Source organism: Acinetobacter sp. ANC_7634, from assembly GCF_056779875.1.
Window position 1 is genome coordinate 26,606 of record NZ_JBWYIT010000008.1, and the last position, 17,364, is coordinate 43,969.

A 17,364-nucleotide genomic window follows, 5' to 3' on the forward strand; every position below is an offset into this window, starting at 1 on the left:
ACTTAAATCGGTTTTCAGCCAGTTGATTCACTGAACTACGTTTTCAATTTTTTGTTTAACTTAAATAATAAAGTATTAACGACCATAGATTTCTAAAAGTATATCTAAAGTTGCTTGATAATGAATATTAATGTCTTCAGCTAAAATAGCATACGCATTATCTAACTGAACCATTGGCCAGCCTTCTTTCCAAAATGGAAAAATATTGTGTAGATCATGCGTTACGATTGCTTCTTCACGTGTAATCGCCTGTGCAACCTGCGATAAAACTTGTGCTGTTTCAGCACCATCAATCTCAAGATAATCAATACCACGCGCTTTAAGAATACGAATTCTGTCTTTTTTATATTTAATTTTTTTTGCTTGTGCTTCATTTAAGCCTAGCGCAAGTGTCACTGCTTCAACAAACTTTTCTTCAAAAGATTGATGTAATGCAACCAAGGCTTTTTTATGTGCTTCCTGACGCCCCTCTTTACCACCACTTCGAATCAGTTTATTCGCCTCAACATTAAGTTCGTCAGATTTCATTGACTGCAAAATATCTAAAATTTCGATATCACTTAAAGATTCAGCATTGTGGTGTGTCATGGGAGTACTTCAATTCAACTTAATCTTGCATTTTCTCATAATTCAACACAAATACATAATCTAATTCAAATTGAATCGATAAGCTTTCAAATGATTCTAAATATTTGGAATTATACTTCTGAGTTTTAGTGCAATATTAAAGTCAGAACGATGGGTAGTGTGATTGCAGCACCGATAATTTGCAGACTAATTACGCCAGCCATTAATTGACTGTCACCACCCAATACTTTTGTCAGAATATAAGCAGCTGAAGCCGTTGGTAATGCAAAATATAAAATAAAGATTTGCGTCTCTAAAGCATTGAAGCCCAGCATTTTACAGACCAACCAAGCCAAAATCGGCATTAAACATAAACGCGATAGCGTGTTGATCATTAGCGGAAATGATTCTTTTTTAAGAGCCACAAATTGCAATGCAGCACCGACACACATTAGTCCCATAGGTAAGCTACATATCGCAAGTTGGTAAATTAATGACTCTGCACCCTTCCATAATGGCAGCCCGGATACATTGTAGAGCACCCCAACCAGACAACCTAAAATTAAAGGATTTTTGAGTAACGATATAATCACTGCGCGAAAATTCATATTTTCATGATCGGTCAGTGCCAATACCGAGATGATATTCACAACAGGAATACTGATCGCCAACAGTAATGCAAAAATCGTCATGCCTTCTGCTGGAAAAAGCGAAGCAACAACTGCTAAACCAATATAGGTATTAAAACGTACATTACTTTGAACATAGACTCCAAATCTTCGTGTTGGGGTCTGAAAAATTCTTTTTAAAATATATAAAACTGCACAAGCAATTGGAAAGACCACGAGTAAAATGACTAAAATTTTACTCACCATCTCCATATGAATATCAGCTTGAGCCAAATTACCAAAAAGCATGGCAGGAAAAAACACAAAATAGTTAAGTTTCTCTGCACCCGCCCAAAACTCGTCTGTTAAATACGATTTCTGTTTAAGAAAATATCCAATTAATATGAGCCCTATCAGCGGCACTAAGGATAAAACAATGCTGTACATAAATGATGAGCCTAATCGAGTGCAGATCGCTCAGCCCTAATACGCTCAATCAACCACAGTGGTTTATTGCATGCATTTTGAACTGATCATTTTATATTACACTGCATCAAGCTGATCGTCTCAAAAATTCATCATTTACATCATGCATTGACTTGTTTTTTATACGCTAAAATTTCAGGCAAAGTCTGAATTGTTTTATTTAACGGCGGTTGATGTTCAGCTAAGGATTGGTGAAACCCCGCCAAATATAGTCCATCTAATCCAGCCTGAGTAGCACCCCAATAATCATTCACTGGATGATCACCAACATAAAGACAATGGTCAGGTGCAATTCCTAATTGTTGACAAGTCATATGAAATATTTCTGCTTGAGGCTTTGACACACCTGCCTTCTCAGAACTCATGATCACATCAAAATAATGCGCGATTCCTAGACCTTCGATAATTTTGTGTCGAGTAAAATGTCCTCCATTCGAAATGATTGCCAACTTAAATCCTTCGCTTCTAAGCTGATCAAGCGTCTGAATAGCATTTGGCATCATGACTGCGTTTAGTCCAAATTGATTAAACCAATAGTCACTTAATTCATCTAATTCTGGTGCTTTTTTCCATTTCAACTGCTTGAGTAATGCATGAGCGACTGAACCACCAATGGTAGGTGCAGTCATTCTTTCTCGGATGGGATAGCCACCATGATCAATATATCGAATCGTTTCGAGAATCTCAGCTTGCGCAGACGAGGCAGATTGATCAATTTGCTGTTTATAAGTATTAAATAATGCCCGACTAAAAGTTTGAACACTTAAATCTCGGTGTGTCAGTGTATTGTCCAAATCAAAAATAACAGCTTGAATTTTCATAGTGCTTAGAGGAGTGTATTCATTTGCCCATGCTATCAACTCTCCGTAATCTCGATTATTCATTTTTATTTCATCCTAAGCATGAAAATGAATAAAAGATAGATTACAGACTAATTCCATTGATGTTTGTTTTGAGCTGTATACCGACTCCATACTAAAATCGGTATGAACAAAAATAATCCTAATATACAGATCAAAATGAGATATGAGGTATAACCGAGCCAATCGCCTAATATGCCACTCACGGTATACAGTGCTCCCGCAATGGAAGCCATCAATGCGACTTGGAAAGTAAAATCTGTTCCTGCAAATTCTTTCCGACTGTATTGCATCACCATGGTTAGAATAATCACCAATAACATCGCAGCGAACATATCTTCTAAAGCATTGATGATATAGATCCACACGACGTTCAATTCAGAAGGTCGCGCCTCATAATGCGATAACCATGCAAATCCAATGAGACTCAATAATTTAAGCAGTGAAAAAGTAATTAAAGCACTTTGACGCGAATAAAACCTAAGTAGCCAACCTGCAATACCTGCTCCGATCAAAGCAGCAAATGCTCCAAGCATGGTCACATTGACACCAATTTGCGTCTTAGATAGTCCTAAATCGACCAACAATGGTTTAAGAATGGGTCCAGACAATCCATCCGTCACTTTAATGCTACACAATACAAAAAACCAAAGTCTGAGTTCTCGATTTTGAAAAAAATATTTTAAGTAATGACTTAAAGCTTTCACGAAACTTTGAGTTTTAGATGATGAATCATCATCTTGATGATTATTGATACTTTGTGAATCATGTTGAGGCTCACGATACAATAATACGGGTAGCGTATTAAATGCCACCAAAACAGCCAAGCATAAAAAAGTGGTTTGCCATGTCAATGCATCTAATACCCACAATATCGCACCGCCTCCCACAATAAAGCCCAATCTTGAACCAATCACTTGGAACATATTGCCTAGATGCTGTTGTTCGCCTTTTAGAATATTCACAGCTAAGCCATCAGTTGCTATATCTTGAGTCGCTCCGATACTGTTCATTATCAACAGTGCCACGAAAAATCCAAAGAGATATTGAGGTTGATTCAGTGATTGAATGGGGATAAATGAAAAGATAACCAGCGTAATCATTGTGAGTAACTGAGTGGGTATAATCCAACTGCGGTAACGCCCTTGATTGAACAAATGATGGCGATCAACCAATGGAGCCCATAAAACTTTGAGTGCCCACGGAGCCATCAGCAATCCAAATCCACCAATATGCGTTAAGGAAACACCTTCAGCACGCAGAATCACGGGCAAAGCATGTGTCATAAATCCTACTGGCAATCCTTGCGCCCAATAGAGTGAAAATAAAAGCACATACATTTTGGTATTTGGTGACATGAAAGAGGTGTCCTGCAACTGATGTTTTCTTAATCAATCCGTATTGAGATGTCCTTGTCACTTGATTCTTATTCTGCCAATGTATCTCATACACAAGGTCTTTATAATAAGTTTAATAAGCAATTATACAACGCACAATGAACAATAGATTTCCAAAATTACCATCACAAGTTCCTCAACGCGGTTCAACGTTGAGTCGAGCAGCGTTCAAACAGCTTTATCTTCGACAAGGCTGGTCTTTTGAAGGAGAATTTCCAAATTTTCCCAAAGCTGTCGCAATTGTGTCCCCGCATACATCAAATTATGATGGACTGTATGCCTTTCTCGCGATGCTTGGCATTGGTATTGAAGTCACAATCTTTGGAAAAGATAGTCTGTTCAAATCTCCACTCAAACACTTACTCAAATGGATCGGGGTGATTCCGGTAAAACGCGATACCCCCCAAGGCTTGACTCAACAAATTGTTCAAGCTATTCATGAACGAGATAAAATTTGGGTGGCAATGGCACCTGAAGGTACACGAAAAAGTGCTAAAAAGATTCGCAGCGGTTTTTATCACATTGCCTTAGGTGCAAATATACCAGTGGTAATGTTTGCATTTGACTATGATCATAAAGTCATACGATGTTTAGGAAGCCTTGAAATGACGGGAGACTATGAATCTGATCTGCACAAAATATTAGAATATTATCGTGGAAAAATTTCTCCTAAAAATATAAGTCGTTTAGCATTACCCTTTAAAGAACTTTTGTAAAAATGCTAGAAAAATAGACAGCAATCTGTTGAGATATGCCTAAAATTTTGACACTTTTTAGCAGATTAATGTCTATGTCATTGCTCCTCAATCTTCCCAAAATCAGCTTCATTGGCCTGAGTTTATTGGCGCTATCAGGCTGTAACTCTACTGTAAAAAATCCTACACAATCCACTCAAATTCAAGCACGCGAGCCAGTGATCGCCATTGCTCTAGGCGGTGGTGGTGCAAAAGGTTTTGCGCATATTGGTGTATTAAAGGTTTTAGAATCTCATGGTATAAAACCCAAAATTGTTACGGGTACAAGTGCTGGAAGTTTTGTCGGTAGTATTTATGCTTCAGGCAAATCTCCCTATCAACTACAGCAAATTGCACTTCAGCTGAAAGAGTCCGATATTCGTGATTTAACTTTAAATCGACAGGGTGTGGTCCTCGGTCAAAAGCTCCAAGATTATGTCAATCGACAGGTTGGGAACAAACCGATTGAACAATTCCCGATTCGATTTGCTGCAGTTGCCACACGTTTAGATAATGGTAAACGCGCTGATTTCGTCAAAGGTAATACAGGTCAAGCCGTAAGAGCGTCATGTAGTATCCCTAACGTCTTTGTTCCAACAACGATTGGCAAAACCAAATATGTTGATGGTGGACTCGTGAGTCCAATTCCAGTTCAAACTGCCAAAAATATGGGTGCAGATATTGTGATAGCAGTTGATATTTCTGCACGCCCTGCAGGCAATAAGCCGATGAGCATGTGGGGACTGTTGGATCAAACGATTAATATTATGGGTCAACAAAGTATCAATACTGAACTCAATGCAGCTACAGTCGTGATTCAGCCAAAAGTTGGCCATTTAGGAACTTTGGATTTGAAAGCCAGCAATGAGGCAATACTTGAAGGTGAGAAAGCAGCGCAACTGAAAATTAAATCAATAGATACCGCAATTGCCAATTTCAAAAAATCTCCTGCTGCTTTCAAACCTGCACCAACAGCTCGCTTTTAAGCATTTTTTATAGGCTTCTCTGCCCTAGTCTGTTATCTTGATATAGATGTTTTCGTCTATAACAAGATAACGATTAGAGTAGATGTATGGACTTATTGATTGAACCTTGGCATTGGTTTGTATTAGGTATTTTGCTCATCCTGTCTGAGCTCATTTTACCGGCCTTTGCTGCACTGTGGTTTGGTATAGCTGCAGTCATTATTAGCATACTGGTGTGGCTATTTCCTTCTATGGGGCTTCCAGCTCAAATTATTTTATGGGTTGTCCTATCGATTTCATGTACGGTGATTTGGTTTAAATTTATTAAACCACTTTCCGTTGATAAGACTAAAGCGGGGCTCTCACGTGAAGCGACAATCGGACAAGTTGGGATGGTGATTCAAATTGGTCATGAACCTGAATTAGTCAAAGTTCGGTTTCAGCTTCCAGTTCTCGGCTCTGACGAATGGAATTGCAGAACACTGAACCCTGTTCAGGTCGGTGATCGTGTCAGAGTTACAGATATTTTAGGTAATGAGCTGGTCGTTCAAGCGCACAGTAACCTCAACTCACCGTTATAAACAATAATTCTTAAAGGAGTAGAAATGTCTGGTTCAATTATTGCCATCGCATTTTTGGCATTCGTCGGGATCACTATTTTTAAAGGGGTTCGTATTGTTCCTCAAGGCTATAAATGGATCGTACAACGTCTGGGTAAATACCATACAACCTTAAGTCCAGGTCTAAACTTTGTGATTCCTTATGTTGATGAAGTCGCATATAAAGTCACGACAAAAGATATCGTTCTCGATATTCCATCTCAGGAAGTGATTACAAGAGATAACGCAGTTCTTTTAATGAACGCTGTTGCCTATATCAACATTACTACACCAGAAAAAGCAGTCTACGGTATCGAAAACTATACTTGGGCAATCCAAAACCTTGTCCAAACTTCTTTACGTTCAATCGTAGGTGAAATGGACTTGGATGATGCTTTATCTTCACGTGATCACATTAAAGCGAAGCTAAAAGCAGCAATTTCTGATGATATTTCAGATTGGGGAATTACGCTTAAAACGGTTGAAATCCAAGATATTCAACCATCAGGTACAATGCAATCCGCAATGGAAGCCCAAGCCGCAGCTGAACGTCAGCGTCGTGCGACAGTGACACGTGCTGATGGTGAAAAACAAGCTGCGATTCTTGAAGCTGAAGGTCGTCTTGAAGCATCACGTCGCGATGCTGAGGCTCAAGTTGTACTCGCTGAAGCTTCAGAAAAAGCCATTAATATGGTTACCAATGCTGTAGGCGACAAAGAGATCCCTGTCGCTTATCTACTTGGTGAACAATATGTAAAAGCAATGCAGGATATGGCTAAATCTAATAATGCTAAAACTGTGGTATTGCCTGCTGACATCATGAATACGATTCGTGGGGTAATGGGTCGTAATAATCCTTAAATCGCTCAAACACTCTTCAAAATTTAAAAAGGCAGCTTCGGCTGCCTTTGTTATTGATATGACTCAAGATTCAATTCTTCAGCATTTATTTTAAATTTATGGTTAAATTTCGCATCCTGAAAGATTGCATGAAAACAATCTATCGTCTAACTGCATCATGGAAATTGTATGAGCACCTTTGATCCCACCTTAATCACTTTCTTGTTCTATATTGTCGCCATGGTCGTGATTGGTTTAATCGCGTATCGAGCGACCACGAACTTTTCAGATTATATTTTGGGTGGACGACGCTTGGGAAGTTTTGTAACAGCCCTTTCAGCTGGTGCTTCTGACATGAGTGGCTGGTTACTTATGGGTTTGCCAGGTGCTATTTATCTTTCCGGTCTATCAGAAATGTGGATTGCAATTGGTTTAATTATTGGTGCATGGCTCAACTGGCTGTTAGTGGCAGGACGTCTCAGAGTTCATACTGAAGTTCAACACAATGCCCTTACACTCCCAGATTACTTTTCCAATCGTTTTAATGATCAGAAAAAAATTCTACGAATCGTTTCTGCATTTGTCATTTTAATCTTCTTTGCCATTTATTGTGCTTCAGGCATGGTGGCAGGCGCTCGATTATTTGAAAGTATGTTTGATCTTTCTTACAGCACTGCCCTTTGGATTAGTGCAATTGCAACGATCAGTTACGTTTTTATTGGTGGGTTCTTAGCTGTTTCTTGGACAGACACCATCCAAGCGGGATTAATGATTTTTGCCTTATTGCTTACCCCCATCGTGGCTTTACTGACTTTTTCCGATTTATCTCAAGTGAATCTAGCACTTGAAGCAGCGCGACCAGAAGCAAGCAGTTTAATGGGTAACTTAAGTACCGTCGCAATTATTTCATTACTGGCTTGGGGTTTAGGCTATTTCGGACAACCTCATATTCTCGTACGTTTTATGGCTGCTGATTCAGTTAAATCGATTCCTAATGCTCGTCGTATTGGTATGACTTGGATGATTCTGTGCCTTGGTGGTGCAGTGGCTGCTGGATATGTCGGTATTGCTTATTTTCAGCAAAATCCACAGTTCGCTAATATTGTGAATGCTAACCCTGAAACTGTATTTATGGAGTTAACGAAAGTTCTATTTAACCCATGGATCGCCGGCATTGTATTAGCTGCCATTTTGGCTGCGGTAATGAGTACATTGAGTTGTCAACTTCTTGTTTGTTCAAGCACTTTAACCGAAGATTTTTATAAATCTTTCATCCGTAAAACTGCTTCTCAAAAAGAACTGGTTTGGGTGGGTCGCTTGATGGTGCTACTGATTGCTTTACTTGCGATTGTTTTAGCGTCAAACCCTGAATCTAAAGTACTTGGTCTAGTTGCCTACGCTTGGGCAGGCTTTGGAGCAGCATTTGGCCCGCTCATTATTCTGTCTTTATTCTGGAAACGCATGACATTAAATGGCGCTTTGGCGGGGATGATCATTGGTGCAGTGACCGTTATTGTATGGAAAAATATTTGGGCTGATACTGGAATCTATGAAATCATTCCTGGCTTTATTTGCTCCCTCATCGCAATCATTGTTGTGAGTTTATTAGGTAAGCAACCGACCTCAGATGTTACTGACCGATTTGACGAAGCAGACCGATTATATAAAGCGACAAAATAACAAATGAAAAAGAGGACTTTCAGTCCTCTTTTTTTTTAACTTTTTCGAGCAAGTAAAAAAGCTGAAATCTGCTTAAGTTCAGATGCCGAATCACCAAAATAATCTAAAGCACTAATGGCTTGCTGATGAAGCTTATTTGCATATTCTTTTGCAGCATCTAAGCCCAATAAAGCTGGGTATGTTGATTTTTCTACAAGTTCATCTTTTCCAGCGGTCTTTCCAAGCGTTTCAGTATCCGAAACTATATCTAAAATATCATCTTGTACTTGAAATGCTAAACCTAATGCCTGACCAAATTCACGCAATTTCGGTATTCCTGCATCTACACCGTCCATCACTGTCACTGCTGACATCATGATTGCGGCCTGAATCAGTGCACCAGTTTTATTACGATGAATATTTTCCAATGCTTCCTGATCAATTTTCTTGCCTTCCGCTTGCAAATCTAGGACTTGACCACAAACCATCTTAGAAGATGATGTCGCCAATATCTGCATTTGCTTCAACACAATAGAAGGATCTACAGTGACTTGTGTATCAAAAAGGCGACTTCCTAAAACCTCAAATGCCATCGACTGCAAGATATCTCCTGCAAGTAGTGCTGTATCTTCACCATATGCAACATGGCAAGTTGGTTGACCACGACGCAACAAATCATTATCCATACATGGTAAGTCGTCATGAGCAAGTGAATAGCAATGAATTAACTCGACTGCAACTGCTGCACGTCGCACAGCAGCAAAATTTTTATGATCTTCACTTAATTCTGCTGTTGCATACGCTAAAGCTGGACGAACCCTTTTTCCACCTAACATGACTGCATGATTTACAGCACTTTTCAATGGCTCTGGAATGAAAAATGCATCTAGGGCAATTTTCAAATCCTGTTGGATTTGCTGTTGAGCACGTTGTAATACTTCACTATTCACAGAGATATGTACTGTCACTGCCGTCTTTGAACCTCAAGTTATACCGTTTCATGTCGGTATATATAAAATTGTCCTTATTCTACAACCAATTGTGATTGCTACAAAACACAATGCTGATTTGTTTTATTTAGTGATAGTTTAAATGAAGAGTGACTATTCATCTAACACATGAATCGAGTTTCGACCCAATACATGTGCAATGTCAACAGCACGATCTAAGGTTTCTAATATTTGCTTTTCTGAGTACATTTTCTGGCAATTAGGATGAAAAATCCCAATCGCACACGTGAGTACCTCATCCTCTTGAGGATCGAAATAAATTTTTTCACGGACCAATGTTTGTTTTAGCCGTTCAGCAATGGTGAGAATTTTCCAAGGAGTCGATTCTTGAATCACCAAGATAAAACTTGCAGAATTCAAACGATAGACTTCTGCTAAATCTTGATTCAACTCCTCTTTAATCAGAGATCCAATACGACTCAAAATTTCATCGCCAATGGTATAACTATTGAGCTGATTAAACTTTTTAAAATTTTCGACTTCAAACTTGATAAAAGAATAATTCTTCCGATCTTGAATAAGGAAGCGATCTTTTAAAAACTGTTCAAATGCCAGCTTATTGTTCATCCCAGTCACAGGGTCCAAATATAGCTCTTCAAACAACCTTTTATTATTTTGGATCAAGACACGTTCACGTCTTTTCAATTTTGTTATATCTGCACATACGATCAACACGCAATCCAAAGAGGATGATTTATCTCTTAAAGCACTAAAATAAATTTGAAAAAAATGCCCTTTTGAATAGAACTCATTTTCAATTTTGTATAAGCGTGAATCATGTCGAAACAATTGCAGCGCATCTTGAAATAATTGGTAAACAGTTGTTGATACGAAACCTAATTTCTTTCCGAGTAAATAGAGTGCATCACTCTCATAGATATCAGCAAATAATTGATTTGCACTAATAAAGACACCATCATGCTGAACTAGCGCCACAGGCACAGGGATTTTGGCAATCACGGATACCAAATCTAATTTATTTGTAGCATGAATTTGGTTTAGAAACTCTTGATCAATCTTGGGCGTATCCTGCTCAAAATTATTATCCTTCTTCATTGGTCTTTCTCATTTTAATTATTCGTGGAGCGAAGGCTATTCAGCAACTTAATTTTATGAATTCGGTGAATATAATCACGTTGACTTATTTCCTTAATATAACATGTCAAAATTGTCATAGTCTTATTTATTTATGAGTGAATCGTACTGTTAGTAATGCTTTCAGACTAATTTAGTATACTTATCACATATTTTAAGCGCGTAAAAAAACCACTCGAAAGTGGTTTTTTCATCTTAAAACGTATCGCCAGGAATTCGCACCCATCCTTCCATGAGTACTCGAGCACTGCGACTCATAATGGCCTTTTTTACCGTCCATTGGTCATTAATTTTCTCCGCTTCAGCGCCTACTCTGAGTGTTCCAGAAGGATGCCCAAATCTGACTGATTTTTTTTCACCACCACCTGAGGCTAAATTGACTAATGTTCCAGGAATTGCAGCGGCGGTTCCAATCGCTACAGCTGCGGTTCCCATCATGGCATGGTGTAGTTTACCCATAGATAAAGCACGAACCGTCAAGTCGATCTCATCAGCGTGTACTGCTTTTCCGCTAGATGAGATGTAATTTTTAGGCGCAGATACAAATGCAATTTTAGGTGTATGCTGACGTTGAACCGCTTCATCAATATGCTGAATAATACCCATCTTTACAGCACCATAAGCACGAATTTTTTCAAACTTGACCAAGGCCTCGACATCATTATTGATATGATCCTGAAGTTCAGTTCCTTCATACCCTAAGTCTGAAGCACACATAAAAATAGTTGGAATACCCGCATTAATCAGCGTCACCTGAAAGCGACCAATATCTGGGACTTCCAGCTCATCAACCACATTTCCTGTGGGAAACATTGCAGCCCCATCCTCTCCATCATCTGCGGGATCTAAAAATTCTATTTGCACCTCTGCAGCTGGAAATGTTACCCCATCAAGCTCGAAATCACCTGTTTCCTGAACATGACCATTTGTGATTGGGACATGCGCGATAATCGATTTCTGGATATTGACCTGCCAAATCTTTACCGTACAAATCCCATTCTCTGGAATCTTTTCTGCACTCACGAGACCATTTGAAATCGCAAATGAGCCTACTGCTGCCGTAAGATTGCCACAGTTGCCACTCCAATCGACAAATGGTCGATCAATCGCAACCTGTCCAAAAAGATAATCTACATCATGATCAGATTGAGCGCTTTTAGAGAGAATGACTGTCTTACTGGTACTAGATGAAGCACCACCCATTCCATCGATTTGTTTGCCATAAGGATCAGGGCTTCCTATCACACGTAATAAGATCTGATCTCTTGCTTTACCTGGAACTTGAGCTTCTTTAGGTAAATCATTTAAGTTAAAGAAAACACCTTTACTCGTTCCTCCACGCATATAAGTGGCTGGAATTTTAATTTGTGGTGTTGAACTCATAGCTCATTCCTTCTCTTTTAATATTTGTTATCAATCGTGATTTTTAGTTCAACACAGTATAAATGATTTTTTATGTGAACATGAGCACTTAACACTATGGTATGAATTTCCATCAATTACGATAGATTAAATTTAATTCACTCTCACAAAAATAAATTCTAATAAAATTAAATGATTGATTAAAAAATAATTAAATCAATTTTCTATAATAATTTTATTTTATTAAAATCATAAAAAACATTCATGAACGCTGACGTACTAGGCTAATGCAATTTGATCTATTACAATCTTGTAACTTATTTCAATCGTCGGGCTGAATACTTTGAATAACAAGTCTTCACAACTTCAGCGTGGCTTAAAGAATCGTCATATCCAATTAATCGCTATGGGTGGTGCAATTGGTACAGGCTTATTTTTAGGTTCCGCACACGTGATCCAATCTGCCGGCCCATCTATTATTTTGGGTTATGCAATTGGTGGTTTAATCGCTTTTTTAATTATGCGCCAATTAGGCGAAATGATTGTTCATGAACCTGTTGCTGGATCATTTAGTCATTTTGCAAATAAATATTGGGGTAAGTTTCCTGGATTCCTAGCAGGTTGGAACTATTGGATTCTTTATATTTTGGTCGCGATGACCGAATTAACAGCTGTTGCAAAATATATTAACTATTGGTGGCCTCACATTCCTGCTTGGTCATCAGTTCTTTTCTTCTTTATTATCATTACCTTAGTTAACCTCTGTAATGTTAAATTTTATGGAGAATCAGAGTTTTGGCTGTCTATTATTAAAGTAGCAGCTGTCGTGTCGATGATTGTCTTCGGTCTATTCTTGTTGTTTACAGCAGGATCTGACTCTACTGCATCATTCAGTAATCTTTGGACTCACGGTAGTTTCTTCCCTCATGGATTCGAAGGTTTATTCTTCATGTTGGCATTCCTGATGTTCGCCTTTGGTGGCATTGAACTGATTGGTATGGCGGCAGCTGAGGCTGAAAATCCAGAGAAAACGATTCCTAAAGCAATTAATCAAGTTGTTTTCCGTATTCTGATTTTCTATGTTGGGTCGCTTACAATTCTTCTTTCTTTAGTTCCATGGAATCAACTACAACTTGGTGGTCTAGATAAAAGCCCATTCGTAATGATCTTCAGTCAACTGGGTATTGATTGGGCTGCTCACCTGCTCAACTTTATTATTTTGACTGCTGCGCTATCGGTATATAACAGTGGAATGTACGCGAATAGCCGTATGCTTTTTGGTTTAGCAAAACAAGGTAATGCCCCTAAAATTTTTGAAAAAACCAATAAACAAGGTGTACCTGTTCCAGCAGTATTGTTGTCAGCGGTGTTAATTTTCGGATGTGTTTTATTAAACTATTTTGCACCTGAAGATGCTTTAAGTAATTTAATTTATATTGTTGTTGGTGCTCTAGTACTTAACTGGGCGATGATTGCGTTGACTCACTTGAAATTTAAACAAGCGATGAAACTGTCAAATACCACTTCAAAATTTCCTGCTCTATGGTCACCAGCCAGTAACTATTTGGTTCTTGGGTTTATTATTGTCGTGCTTTACATCATGTGGACTCAGGGCTTAAGCGGTGCTGTGATCATGATTCCGATCTGGATTATCCTGATGTTGGTATTATTTAAATTACTTTACCGAAAATAGTAAGACGCATTAAAAAAGTTATTGCTAAGCAATAACTTTTTTTCAAAAATTTTTTGATCAGATTAGTATGCGTCCTTAGCTTAACTGGATAGAGCAGTTGCCTCCTAAGTGACCGGCGTGGGTTCGAGTCCCGCAGGGCGCACCATTTTCTAAGATTAATACACTTATCAACAAATTGACCCAAAATAAAAAAAATAATGTCATTTCAGTCAAATTTTTGTTGCATCTCATTACCTTTATGATATGTTGTTTGTAGAGTAAAAAATAAACATTTTAGCATAAATCGTTTATTTATCAGCTCTTAAGGAAATAACTAAAAAAATTCTATTAAATTAAAAATTCACATTATCTAAGGATAGATAACATGAAATTAAAAACCATCAGTGCATCTGTATTATTTGCTTTATTACCGATTTCTGGGGCTTATGCAGCCGCTATGGATCGCTCAGGTCAATCGATAGGAGCATTTTTACAACCGAATAACTATTTTGAAGCTGGTATCTCCATTATTGACCCTGATGTATCTGGTAAAAACCAACTTGGAAATATCAGTGATATGGCTGAGGATTATTACTTCCCAAGTGCTGCATTAAAACTGCAATTAAATGAAAAATTCTCTTTCGGCTTACTCTATGATCAACCCTTTGGAGCATCAGCCTATTACACAGATGGATTACTTCCAGGATTACTGCCAGATAGTACACTTCCTCTCTCTTCAACAGAGGTTAAAGTAAATTCAAATAACATATCAGCTATTGTTGGGTTGCAACCTAATGAAAATTTGAATATTTATGGCGGTGGTGTATATCAGGATGTGAGAGGTAATTTAACTTTATCTAGTTTAGCGAATTATCAGGCTCATTTTAAAAGAGATGAAGGTTATGGTTGGTTAGCTGGTGTTGCATATCAAATCCCTGAAATAGCGTTAAAAGCATCCTTAACATATAGATCTGAAATTGACCATAGTTTGGAAACTACAGAAGATGCCAATGGTTTGATAAACGCTTATTCAAGTTATTTTGGTTATCCTAGTTTTATTGTTGAGAGCATAGTTGGACCTCAAGTAGCTCAAGTACTAACTAATCTTAAAAATTTAGATTCGAGTGGGGCATTAAATACACCTTCTCAGAATACTAAAATCAGCACTCCACAATCAGTTAATTTAGACTTTCAAACAGGCATCATGGCAAACACCGTTGCTTTTGCAAATGTTCGATGGGTTGAATGGGGAGGTCTAAAAATTGATATTGATAAATTTAGATTGTTAACACAAGCTGTTACTGGTCAAGGACAAAATATTATTGAATATGATAAAGATCAATGGTCTGCAACGGTTGGCGTTGGTCGTAAGATTAATGAAAAATGGGGCGGTGCATTATCCGCAGGTTGGGATTCTGGAGCTGGGAATCCAGTAACCGCACTTGGACCAACAGAAGGCTACTGGAATCTAGGTTTGAGTGCTCAGTTTAGCCCTACTCCTGCAACCTTTATCGGTGGCGGTGTAAAATATTTTTGGTTAGGAGATGCTGATGGCCGATCTGTTGGTCGTGAAGTGGGTAAGTTTGAAGATAACAATGCTTGGGCATATGGCCTAAAAATGGGTTATCGTTTCTAAACTCTATTCATTTTTTGAAGAGCACTTAAGTGCTCTTTTTTATTTAATCATGAATGCCGTTGACTGACTGTATAGTTCATTTATAAATTAACGATAAGATACTGTCATTCAAAATTAAATAATTCATAAATTCAATAATTTATATAAAAATAAAATTCCTATTATTTTTATCAGAATTAAAATTCAATTATAAATTTATTTCCTTAGAGTATTTACTCTGATTCTTAATGTGTTATTTTGTGAACATAAGATTTAGGATCAGTTTAAGATAACTAATCCTCAATTCAATTGGAAAATACAAAATAATTCATTGAAGAAGATCAGGGAAAATTCAAGTGAAATTAACAAAATTATCAGCTGCTGTATTATTCGGTTTAGCATCATCAGGCACTTTTGCTGCTGCATTAGATCGTTCTGGACAATCTATTTCATCATTCCTTCAACCAGGAAATTACTTTGAAGCAGGTATCTCAATTTTAGATCCATCTGTCTCTGGTAAAGATTTATCGGGTAATCATACTGGAGATATGGCTGGTGATTACTACTTCCCTACCGCAGCTTTAAAAATACAAGCGACTGATAATATTTCAGTGGGTCTTTTATATGATCAACCTTTTGGTGCAGATGCTGAATACACAGGAACAAATAATTTTGTCGCTAGCCCAGCCGATGGTGTATTACCTGGAACTGCTTTGACAAATGGATTACCAGTAGTGACTGCTAATCCAACAGGAAGCTTTAACGGTATACCTGTAATCACAGATCCGTCTACTGGATTACCAGTTGCAATCGGTTTAGGAACTCAAATAACTGGAAACACATCTGTCGAAGTTGATACTCAAAACTTATCACTGATTTTAGGCTACCAACCTACAGAAAATTTTAACTTTTATGGTGGTGCAGTCTATCAAACAGTTAAAGGTAACGTAAAACTTCGTGGTTCAGCATATAGCTTATTTAATGGTTATGATGCTGATATTCCTGAAGACAATGCCTTTGGATGGTTAGCTGGCGCAGCATATCAAATTCCTGAGATTGCGCTTAAAGCATCGATTACTTATCGTTCCGAAATTGATCATAAAGTCAATGTTAATGAAAGTATTCCTCTCATTGCGCCACTAGGTTCTTTACTAGTGGCTTCTGGAGCATTACCAGGTTCAGCTTTAGCAGGTCTTAATTCATCTGGTGAAACTAAAATCACTACACCACAATCTGTAAATTTAGATTTACAATCTGGCATTATGGCTAACACGGTTGCTTTCGCTAATATCCGTTGGGTAGACTGGTCAAGTTTCTCTATACGCCCTCATAAATTTGGTCAATTATCAGAGCTTGCTGGTGGATTATTACCATCTTTGGGCAAACCTAATGGATTTAATCTAGTTGATTATTCTAAAGATCAATGGTCTGTAACAACAGGTGTAGGTCGTAAATTTAACGAGCAATGGGCTGGTAATGTTTCAGTTGGATGGGATTCAGGTGCAGGCAATCCTGTAACGACACTTGGACCAACAGAAGGTTATTGGAATGTAGGTTTAGGTCTTCAATATAGCCCTACTCCAGCTACGTTTATTGCAGGTGGTGTTAAATACTTCTGGTTAGGTGATGCTGATGCTCAGACAGGTGCACATAGCGCAGCAGGAAAGTTTGAAGACAATGACGCTTTAGCTTATGGTCTTAAAATCGGCTATAAATTCTAATCATTCATCAATAAAAAAAGACCACAATCATGTGGTCTTTTTTTATTTTTATACAAGTATAAATTAATTGTCTGTTATATCATCATTTAAAATAAGAAAACGACTCAAACTACAATTCCTTTTTTGCTCAATAATACTTTTTAAAAACATGGACATAATTATTTAATCTCATAA

At 37.9% G+C, this 17,364-nt stretch carries 15 protein-coding genes and 1 tRNA gene; 9 read left to right on the plus strand and 7 right to left on the minus strand.

The features are described from left to right. Positions 1 to 75 precede the first annotated feature (75 nt). The 4 genes from AC1M9A_RS09375 to AC1M9A_RS09390 form a co-directional block, all read right to left on the minus strand. Entirely contained in the window at positions 76 to 588 is a 513-nt protein-coding gene (locus tag AC1M9A_RS09375; RefSeq protein ID WP_481610089.1) for a hypothetical protein, read from the minus strand. A 125-nt stretch (positions 589 to 713) separates the two neighbouring features. After that, positions 714 to 1,622: an AEC family transporter gene (locus tag AC1M9A_RS09380; RefSeq protein WP_180028101.1), complete on the minus strand. Its 909-nt coding sequence runs from the start codon at positions 1,620 to 1,622 to the stop codon at positions 714 to 716. Positions 1,623 to 1,762: 140 nt separating this feature from the next. Continuing rightward, on the minus strand, positions 1,763 to 2,482 hold the full coding sequence (locus tag AC1M9A_RS09385; protein WP_481610126.1) for an HAD family hydrolase: 720 nt from the start codon (positions 2,480 to 2,482) through the stop codon (positions 1,763 to 1,765). Positions 2,483 to 2,592: 110 nt separating this feature from the next. Continuing rightward, the gene (locus AC1M9A_RS09390; RefSeq protein ID WP_481610090.1) at positions 2,593 to 3,879 is read right to left on the minus strand and encodes an MFS transporter; all 1,287 of its coding nucleotides are present in this window, start codon (positions 3,877 to 3,879) and stop codon (positions 2,593 to 2,595) included. A 137-nt stretch (positions 3,880 to 4,016) separates the two neighbouring features. Between AC1M9A_RS09390 and AC1M9A_RS09395 the strand changes: the two genes are divergently transcribed. The 5 genes from AC1M9A_RS09395 (at position 4,017) to putP (ending at position 8,736) form a co-directional block, all read left to right on the plus strand. Continuing rightward, positions 4,017 to 4,634 (plus strand): lysophospholipid acyltransferase family protein, encoded by a 618-nt coding sequence (locus AC1M9A_RS09395; RefSeq protein WP_481591646.1) that lies wholly within the window; start codon positions 4,017 to 4,019, stop codon positions 4,632 to 4,634. Positions 4,635 to 4,708: 74 nt separating this feature from the next. Next, entirely contained in the window at positions 4,709 to 5,638 is a 930-nt protein-coding gene (locus AC1M9A_RS09400; protein WP_051586590.1) for a patatin-like phospholipase family protein, read from the plus strand. An 86-nt stretch (positions 5,639 to 5,724) separates the two neighbouring features. Next, complete coding sequence (locus AC1M9A_RS09405) at positions 5,725 to 6,198, plus strand: NfeD family protein (RefSeq protein ID WP_481610091.1); 474 nt, start codon at positions 5,725 to 5,727, stop codon at positions 6,196 to 6,198. Positions 6,199 to 6,222: 24 nt separating this feature from the next. Continuing rightward, on the plus strand, positions 6,223 to 7,077 hold the full coding sequence (locus AC1M9A_RS09410) for an SPFH domain-containing protein (protein WP_035268029.1): 855 nt from the start codon (positions 6,223 to 6,225) through the stop codon (positions 7,075 to 7,077). A 168-nt stretch (positions 7,078 to 7,245) separates the two neighbouring features. Next, a complete protein-coding gene (gene putP / locus AC1M9A_RS09415) occupies positions 7,246 to 8,736 on the plus strand; it encodes a sodium/proline symporter PutP (RefSeq protein WP_481596299.1) in 1,491 nt (496 codons plus the stop codon). A gap of 35 nt (positions 8,737 to 8,771) precedes the next feature. On the opposite strand, the gene AC1M9A_RS09420 is transcribed toward putP, so the two are convergent. From AC1M9A_RS09420 to prpF, 3 genes are all read right to left on the minus strand, one after another. Beyond that, complete coding sequence (locus AC1M9A_RS09420; RefSeq protein WP_092767007.1) at positions 8,772 to 9,683, minus strand: polyprenyl synthetase family protein; 912 nt, start codon at positions 9,681 to 9,683, stop codon at positions 8,772 to 8,774. Between the two features lie 135 nt (positions 9,684 to 9,818). Next, positions 9,819 to 10,781: a GGDEF domain-containing protein gene (locus AC1M9A_RS09425; protein ID WP_481607713.1), complete on the minus strand. Its 963-nt coding sequence runs from the start codon at positions 10,779 to 10,781 to the stop codon at positions 9,819 to 9,821. A gap of 234 nt (positions 10,782 to 11,015) precedes the next feature. Continuing rightward, positions 11,016 to 12,203, minus strand: coding sequence for a 2-methylaconitate cis-trans isomerase PrpF (gene prpF, locus AC1M9A_RS09430; RefSeq protein WP_481610092.1), 1,188 nt, complete (start codon positions 12,201 to 12,203; stop codon positions 11,016 to 11,018). A 322-nt stretch (positions 12,204 to 12,525) separates the two neighbouring features. Between prpF and AC1M9A_RS09435 the strand changes: the two genes are divergently transcribed. From AC1M9A_RS09435 to AC1M9A_RS09450, 4 genes are all read left to right on the plus strand, one after another. Then, positions 12,526 to 13,875: an amino acid permease gene (locus AC1M9A_RS09435; protein WP_481610093.1), complete on the plus strand. Its 1,350-nt coding sequence runs from the start codon at positions 12,526 to 12,528 to the stop codon at positions 13,873 to 13,875. A gap of 69 nt (positions 13,876 to 13,944) precedes the next feature. After that, a tRNA-Arg gene (locus AC1M9A_RS09440) sits at positions 13,945 to 14,020 on the plus strand. Between the two features lie 219 nt (positions 14,021 to 14,239). After that, positions 14,240 to 15,490 carry an OmpP1/FadL family transporter gene (locus tag AC1M9A_RS09445; protein ID WP_481610094.1) on the plus strand — a complete coding sequence of 417 codons (1,251 nt, stop codon included), beginning with the start codon at positions 14,240 to 14,242 and terminating at the stop codon, positions 15,488 to 15,490. 335 nt (positions 15,491 to 15,825) lie between these two features. After that, positions 15,826 to 17,190, plus strand: coding sequence for an OmpP1/FadL family transporter (locus AC1M9A_RS09450; protein WP_092767002.1), 1,365 nt, complete (start codon positions 15,826 to 15,828; stop codon positions 17,188 to 17,190). The last annotated feature ends 174 nt before the right edge of the window (positions 17,191 to 17,364 follow it).

What these genes read in the sequence shown, in the direction of transcription:
- AC1M9A_RS09405 (WP_481610091.1), top strand. Translation starts at nt 5,725, where the DNA reads ATGGACTTATTGATTGAACCTTGGCATTGGTTTGTATTAGGTATTTTG.
- AC1M9A_RS09445 (WP_481610094.1), top strand. Translation starts at nt 14,240, where the DNA reads ATGAAATTAAAAACCATCAGTGCATCTGTATTATTTGCTTTATTACCG.
- AC1M9A_RS09390 (WP_481610090.1), bottom strand. Translation starts at nt 3,879, where the DNA reads ATGTCACCAAATACCAAAATGTATGTGCTTTTATTTTCACTCTATTGG.
- putP (WP_481596299.1), top strand. Translation starts at nt 7,246, where the DNA reads ATGAGCACCTTTGATCCCACCTTAATCACTTTCTTGTTCTATATTGTC.
- AC1M9A_RS09410 (WP_035268029.1), top strand. Translation starts at nt 6,223, where the DNA reads ATGTCTGGTTCAATTATTGCCATCGCATTTTTGGCATTCGTCGGGATC.
- AC1M9A_RS09400 (WP_051586590.1), top strand. Translation starts at nt 4,709, where the DNA reads ATGTCATTGCTCCTCAATCTTCCCAAAATCAGCTTCATTGGCCTGAGT.
- AC1M9A_RS09395 (WP_481591646.1), top strand. Translation starts at nt 4,017, where the DNA reads ATGAACAATAGATTTCCAAAATTACCATCACAAGTTCCTCAACGCGGT.
- AC1M9A_RS09385 (WP_481610126.1), bottom strand. Translation starts at nt 2,482, where the DNA reads ATGAAAATTCAAGCTGTTATTTTTGATTTGGACAATACACTGACACAC.
- AC1M9A_RS09375 (WP_481610089.1), bottom strand. Translation starts at nt 588, where the DNA reads ATGACACACCACAATGCTGAATCTTTAAGTGATATCGAAATTTTAGAT.
- prpF (WP_481610092.1), bottom strand. Translation starts at nt 12,203, where the DNA reads ATGAGTTCAACACCACAAATTAAAATTCCAGCCACTTATATGCGTGGA.
- AC1M9A_RS09380 (WP_180028101.1), bottom strand. Translation starts at nt 1,622, where the DNA reads ATGTACAGCATTGTTTTATCCTTAGTGCCGCTGATAGGGCTCATATTA.
- AC1M9A_RS09425 (WP_481607713.1), bottom strand. Translation starts at nt 10,781, where the DNA reads ATGAAGAAGGATAATAATTTTGAGCAGGATACGCCCAAGATTGATCAA.